At 62.5% G+C, this 5,081-nt stretch carries 7 protein-coding genes and 1 pseudogene; 2 read left to right on the plus strand and 6 right to left on the minus strand.

The window, feature by feature from the left end; genetic code table 11:
* The 6 genes from EOA24_RS27035 to EOA24_RS27060 all read right to left on the minus strand — a co-directional run.
* Positions 1-651: universal stress protein UspA (locus EOA24_RS27035; RefSeq protein ID WP_127410255.1), on the minus strand; the 651-nt coding region annotated here is incomplete at its 3' end.
* A gap of 72 nt (positions 652-723) precedes the next feature.
* The gene (locus EOA24_RS27040; protein ID WP_126079260.1) at positions 724-1,149 is read right to left on the minus strand and encodes a DUF3775 domain-containing protein; all 426 of its coding nucleotides are present in this window, start codon (positions 1,147-1,149) and stop codon (positions 724-726) included.
* 39 nt (positions 1,150-1,188) lie between these two features.
* Positions 1,189-1,515 carry a cytochrome c gene (locus EOA24_RS27045; RefSeq protein ID WP_126083551.1) on the minus strand — a complete coding sequence of 109 codons (327 nt, stop codon included), beginning with the start codon at positions 1,513-1,515 and terminating at the stop codon, positions 1,189-1,191.
* 63 nt (positions 1,516-1,578) lie between these two features.
* Positions 1,579-3,354: an alpha/beta fold hydrolase gene (locus EOA24_RS27050; RefSeq protein WP_127410256.1), complete on the minus strand. Its 1,776-nt coding sequence runs from the start codon at positions 3,352-3,354 to the stop codon at positions 1,579-1,581.
* 99 nt (positions 3,355-3,453) lie between these two features.
* Positions 3,454-3,837 (minus strand): phasin family protein, encoded by a 384-nt coding sequence (locus tag EOA24_RS27055; RefSeq protein ID WP_126079262.1) that lies wholly within the window; start codon positions 3,835-3,837, stop codon positions 3,454-3,456.
* On the minus strand, positions 3,834-4,061 hold the full coding sequence (locus EOA24_RS27060; RefSeq protein WP_126079263.1) for a hypothetical protein: 228 nt from the start codon (positions 4,059-4,061) through the stop codon (positions 3,834-3,836). Before EOA24_RS27060 ends, EOA24_RS27055 begins: the two co-directional genes overlap by 4 nt.
* Positions 4,062-4,315: 254 nt before the next feature.
* Between EOA24_RS27060 and EOA24_RS27065 the strand changes: the two genes are divergently transcribed.
* Positions 4,316-4,768 carry a flavin reductase family protein gene (locus EOA24_RS27065; protein ID WP_348526227.1) on the plus strand — a complete coding sequence of 151 codons (453 nt, stop codon included), beginning with the start codon at positions 4,316-4,318 and terminating at the stop codon, positions 4,766-4,768.
* Between the two features lie 87 nt (positions 4,769-4,855).
* Positions 4,856-5,081: pseudogene (locus EOA24_RS27070) on the plus strand (universal stress protein); the annotation flags it as partial.

A 5,081-nucleotide genomic window follows, 5' to 3' on the forward strand; every position in this document is an offset into this window, starting at 1 on the left:
CAGTTGGGACCGGGCTTTCACACCATGCCTCATGAGGAAGCGCACCACGTCCGCCGCGCCATCCCGCGCGACGAGCGTTCCTTCCTCGGCCGCATTGAAAACCGTCACTTCCTTGGCGTTGCGCAGGAAAGGCATCGCGTCGACCACGGCCCGCCGCGCTTCGCGGCAATCCTTCCAGGCGACCATGATCCTCTCACCCTTGAAGGAGGCGAGATCGTCGGCCGCAAACAGAACCGGCCTGCCCGCGGAAAGCACCAATGCTCCCGGATCCACGGTCCTTCGGAAATCGCCGGCGGCGACCGCGGCCGGCGCTCCGGTGATCACCAGATCGGCCGCCCGCGCGTGCAGCGCCACGGCGCGCGTAGGGTCGTCGAGTTCCGCACGCCAGGATGCGCGCTCGTTGTCACCGGCGACGGCGAGGAACTCCTCCTTGAGATTGCTGATCCGATCCTCGATCTCGAGCGTCCGGCGACGCAACACCTCGGCCACAGCCGGAGAGGACTCGCTCGGCGACACCAATGCGGAGGGCTCGGCAGCCGCCAGCGCGATCAGATCCGCCTCGAACTTCCTTGCGACCTGCCGCGCGAAAATCAGGCGCGGCGTTGCCGGGGCGTCGATATCGAGCTGGACCAATATCGTCGTGTAGATCATATCCGGGCTCCATCAGAGAGGGTAGACCAGCACGGCCGAAAGCGCCCCGCTTTGATGTGCATCAACTTCGGTTCAGTCGGGACAGGACAGGCCGAGAGCATCGAGTCCGGCCGCAAGGTGATCGCCCAACAGCGGGTTGCCGCAAAGATAGTCGGCCGTGTGCCTGTTGTGAGCGTAGGCGGCCTGCTGACGAACCTCGTCCCAATCGCCCGCCTTGCCGTCATCCCTGCCGAGCCATGTCAACGCCACGAGGTCGATCTGCTCGTCGACGGAGAGATCCGAGATCAGCGACCCAAGCTCTTCGCGCACGGGGTCATCATCATGGTCCTGAAGCACCGCGACTTCGCCATCGTCCGTGGGATTGGAGCCCGCATCCGGCTCGGTGACGGCGACCTTGACATCGAATCCATGCGCCTTGGCGATTATGAAACAGACCTTGCCGGCGGAGATCGCCAGCTCAGGAGCCTCGGTGTCCTCACTACCGATCCCGCGTTTCATCCGATACCTCCTCTTGCGCCGTCAGCGCCACGGATCCCGTCATTGGCCGAGGCTCCCGATATAGGCGATCATCGCCTCGATCTGATCCGGAGAGGCCACAAACTCGGGCATGTCCGGATGGCCGGTGGAGATTCCCTCGGCCAAGGCTTCCTGCAGGTCCTCGATCGGATAGCGGCGGTGCAATAGACGAAAAGGCGGGGCATCGGGATGGGTGCTTTCGCCAGTCCGGCCGACTGCGTGGCACCGCGCGCAGTTTGTTTCGACCAGCCTTTTGCCATAGGCGACCTGCAGATTATCGCCCGCCCAAGCCGGCGATGCGAAGGCGATAGCAAACGGCAGAACCTTGAGCGCTGTTTGACGTTTCATGGCTGCTGAATACGTCTTGAGCGGACGCCGCGCCTTGACCTCGCTCAAACGGCTGGAACGCAGCTACCGCTCGAGGACATACGTGCCGGGCGCCGCGCAAACCGTCTTCAAGGCGCCCAAGGCATCGCCCCGGTCGGCCGCGACCTCACGGCTGGAATGACCGGCCAGCCATTCGACCCAGGCCAGCCACCAGGAGCCATATGTCACGGCCACCTCTTTTGCCCACTCGTCCGGGCCGGGACGAATGGCGGCATGGCGGCAACTGAGCCTTTTATAGGAACGGCTCGGGTGTCCGGGCTCCGACACGATACCCGCATTGTGCCCGCCGGTGGTCAGGACGAAGTCGATGTCGGTGTCCAGGAGATAGGTCAGCTTGAATACCGAACGCCACGGCGCGACGTGGTCCGTCTCGGTGCCGACCGCGAAGACCGGGGCTCGAATGTCTTCCAGATGAACAGGCCTTCCCTCGACGCGAAAGCGTCCCTCGACAAGGTCGTTGTCCAGATAGAGCTGCCGCAAATATTCCGACTGCATGCGAAACGGCATACGGGTTGAATCGGCATTCCAGGCCATGAGGTCGGTCATCGGAGCGCGCTCGCCGAGCAGATATTCGCGCACCATGCGTGACCAGATCAGATCCTGCGAGCGAAGCATCTGGAAAGCGCCAGCCATGCGGCGCTGGTCGAGGGTGCCTTCCACCCACATCACGTCCTCGAGCAGCGTGATCTGGCTCTCGTCCATGAACAGGCCGAGCTCGCCCGGTTCTTCGAAATCCACCTGCGCTGCGAAAAGCGACAGGCTGGCCAGGCGGTGGTCGCCGTCACGGGCCATTGCCGACGCCGCTATCGACAGCAGCGTCCCGCCAAGGCAGTAGCCCACCCCGTGAATCCGGCTGCTTCCCGTCGCCGCCTCGACCGCGTCCATGGCCGCCATCGCGCCGAGCCGGCGATAGTCGTCGAGCGAGACTCCAGCCTGATCGCTGCCCGGATTGCGCCAGGAGATGCAGAAAACCGTATAGCCGCTCTGGACAAGATAGCGGACCAGCGAGTTCTCCGGTGAAAGATCGAGGATGTAGTATTTCATGATCCAGGCGGGGACGATGAGGATCGGCTCCTCCTTCACGGTGTCCGTCATCGGCGCATAACGGATCAGCTCGATCAGTTCATTGCGGAAGATCACCTCGCCCGGTGTGGCGGCAACCTCGATGCCCGGCCGGAAGTTTTCCACGCCAGCCGGCGGCTTGCCGTCGGCCAGACGCAGCAGGTCGTCGACCAGATTGCTGGCGCCGTTGACGAAATTGGCGCCATTTTTCCGCAGGGTCTTGTCGATGACCTCCGGGTTAAGCGCCGGGAAATTGGAAGGAGAGACGGTATCCAGGATCTGCCGGCTATAGAACTCGACGAGGCGCTCATGCCTTCTGGTAACGCCTGGAAGTCCGCTGGTCGCGTTGTGCCACCATTGCTGGGAAAGCAGGAAGGCTTGCTGCGCGGCGTTGAAGGGGAATGACTGCCACGCCTGATGCTGGAACCTTCTGTCTTGCGGCAGGGGTGTGATGGTCGGCGCAGCGGTCCCCATTCCAAGCCCGCAGCGAAAAAGAAAATCATTCAACCTGACGAGCTTCTCGACCGCCTTGGTGGAGACCTCCGCCTGCTTGCCCGGTGATGTGGACAAGTGCAGCAGCCAGTCCTGCCAGGCCTGCAGGAGGCTGATCGGCGAAATGCCCGCGGTGAAGGCCGCTACCAGAGCATGCGAGAGCCTGTCGACATCGCGATAGACCCTTGCGCTTTCTTCGTCCGGCAATAGCGGCGCCGGGGCCGCGGCCATCACCTCGGTGCCCATGGAGCCCTGCGGCGTCCCGGATCTTCCGCCATGTCATGACTGCTCCAGGCGGAGGACCGATCGGCGGCTGGCTTCCAGCTTTTCCCTGATGGCGACATTTCAGGCGGGAAGCGTTGCCGCGGCCATGTCGTTCATCGTTGCTTCCGCCTCCTTGCGGACTTGCCCGGCTGTCTCCGAAGCCAGCTTGGCGCCGATGGAAGCGAATTTGCCGGCTTCCTTCGCATAGTCGGAGGTGGCGTTCTGGACGAAATTCACGAACACGTCGAACGCATCGACGAACTCGTCACCGCCGATCAGCTCCTCTACAAGCTTCAGGTCATCCTCGAACCGCCGCTTGAGGAAGGACACGCCTTCGATCTGGTAGCGCAGCAGCGCGCGGACCGAATGCGCCTGCATCGCGGCGGCGGCTCTTACGAATTTCTGGCCGGTGTGGGCGAAAGGGAGCAGCTCGGGCGCCCGAAACTCTTCTGGATTCCACATCATGGTGTCTTTCCCTTCGCTTCTCGCTTCAATTCTGATTTTGGGTGATGCGGCCGTGAGCGGCGCCCAAAGCCGTGGCTTGCGGACAAGCCTTTGCTTCGCCGGAACGACGCCCGCTCGAAATAGATCGCGGCTCCGGCGATGAAGCCGAGGCAGAGCACGGCGCCCCATAGCAGGAAATCTTCAGTGACCATCAACGAGCCCCTTTGGCCGTCCTGGCCGAACATCGCAGGTGCCGCGCAAGCTGGCATTGATCATGATCAATCCGGCCCGGCATGCCGGCTTTGACCCTGATCAAGGCGAGTGACGCCAATGCCCGCGACAAGTCCGGGACAACAAGCCCACAAGCCCACCCGCAGACGCAAAGCGAGGGACGGATATGAAGGAATTGCCGCTTGCCGATGTCTACCGGCTGATTGAGCCCGGTCCGGTCGTCCTGCTTTCGACGCGGTCCAGGCAAGGCCGCTCGAACATCATGACGATGTCCTGGCACATGATGGTGGAAGTCGCGCCGCCAATGATCGCCTGCGTCGTGTCAAGCAATGACCTCTCCTTCTTCGCCTTGCGTCAAACCAGGGAATGCGTGATCGCGCTCCCTGCCGTCGGCCTTGCGGAGAAGGTCGTGAAGGTCGGCAATTGCTCTGGCCGGGACACGGACAAGTTCGCGACCGCATGGTTCACGCCGCTTCCCGCCGAACAAGTATCGGCGCCGCTGGTGGCCGAATGTTTCGCCAACCTAGAGTGCCGCGTGGTCGATACGCGCCTGGTCAACAGACACAATCTCTTCCTGCTGGAAGTCGTCAAGGCTTGGATCGATCCGCAACAGCCGAGGCCAAAAACCATCCATCACATCGGGCATGGCACCTTCGGTGGTCGATGGCGAGGTCATCCATTTCGAATCCCGGATGCCTTGAAAGTCGGGGGCGCGGCTTAGAAACGACTTTGATCCACATCAAGGCGCGCAGGCTCTTGCGACATAGGGTTTGGTCCCTCGAGAAGGATCAAGTCGAAGGCGCGTACGATGAGCTACAAATCAATTCTCCTGAACCTCAATATCGACGGTCCGATCGAACCGATCACGCGGATCGGCGTGAATCTCGCCAGGCGCTTTGATGCCCGTTTGATAGGGTTTTGCGCCGCGGATGCTCCGTTGCCGGTGACGATGGCGCCTGAGGGCGCGGCGATCGCCGCCGATATCTGGGAACAGTCGCGGGATGAGATCCGACGCCGCCTGACCAGCCTGAACG

Source organism: Mesorhizobium sp. M2A.F.Ca.ET.039.01.1.1 (assembly GCF_003998035.1).
GTDB lineage: Bacteria > Pseudomonadota > Alphaproteobacteria > Rhizobiales > Rhizobiaceae > Mesorhizobium.

What these genes read in the sequence shown, in the direction of transcription:
- EOA24_RS27040 (WP_126079260.1), bottom strand. Translation starts at nt 1,149, where the DNA reads ATGAAACGCGGGATCGGTAGTGAGGACACCGAGGCTCCTGAGCTGGCG.
- EOA24_RS27045 (WP_126083551.1), bottom strand. Translation starts at nt 1,515, where the DNA reads ATGAAACGTCAAACAGCGCTCAAGGTTCTGCCGTTTGCTATCGCCTTC.
- EOA24_RS27050 (WP_127410256.1), bottom strand. Translation starts at nt 3,354, where the DNA reads ATGGGCACCGAGGTGATGGCCGCGGCCCCGGCGCCGCTATTGCCGGAC.
- EOA24_RS27055 (WP_126079262.1), bottom strand. Translation starts at nt 3,837, where the DNA reads ATGATGTGGAATCCAGAAGAGTTTCGGGCGCCCGAGCTGCTCCCTTTC.
- EOA24_RS27060 (WP_126079263.1), bottom strand. Translation starts at nt 4,061, where the DNA reads ATGTTCGGCCAGGACGGCCAAAGGGGCTCGTTGATGGTCACTGAAGAT.
- EOA24_RS27065 (WP_348526227.1), top strand. Translation starts at nt 4,316, where the DNA reads ATGTCCTGGCACATGATGGTGGAAGTCGCGCCGCCAATGATCGCCTGC.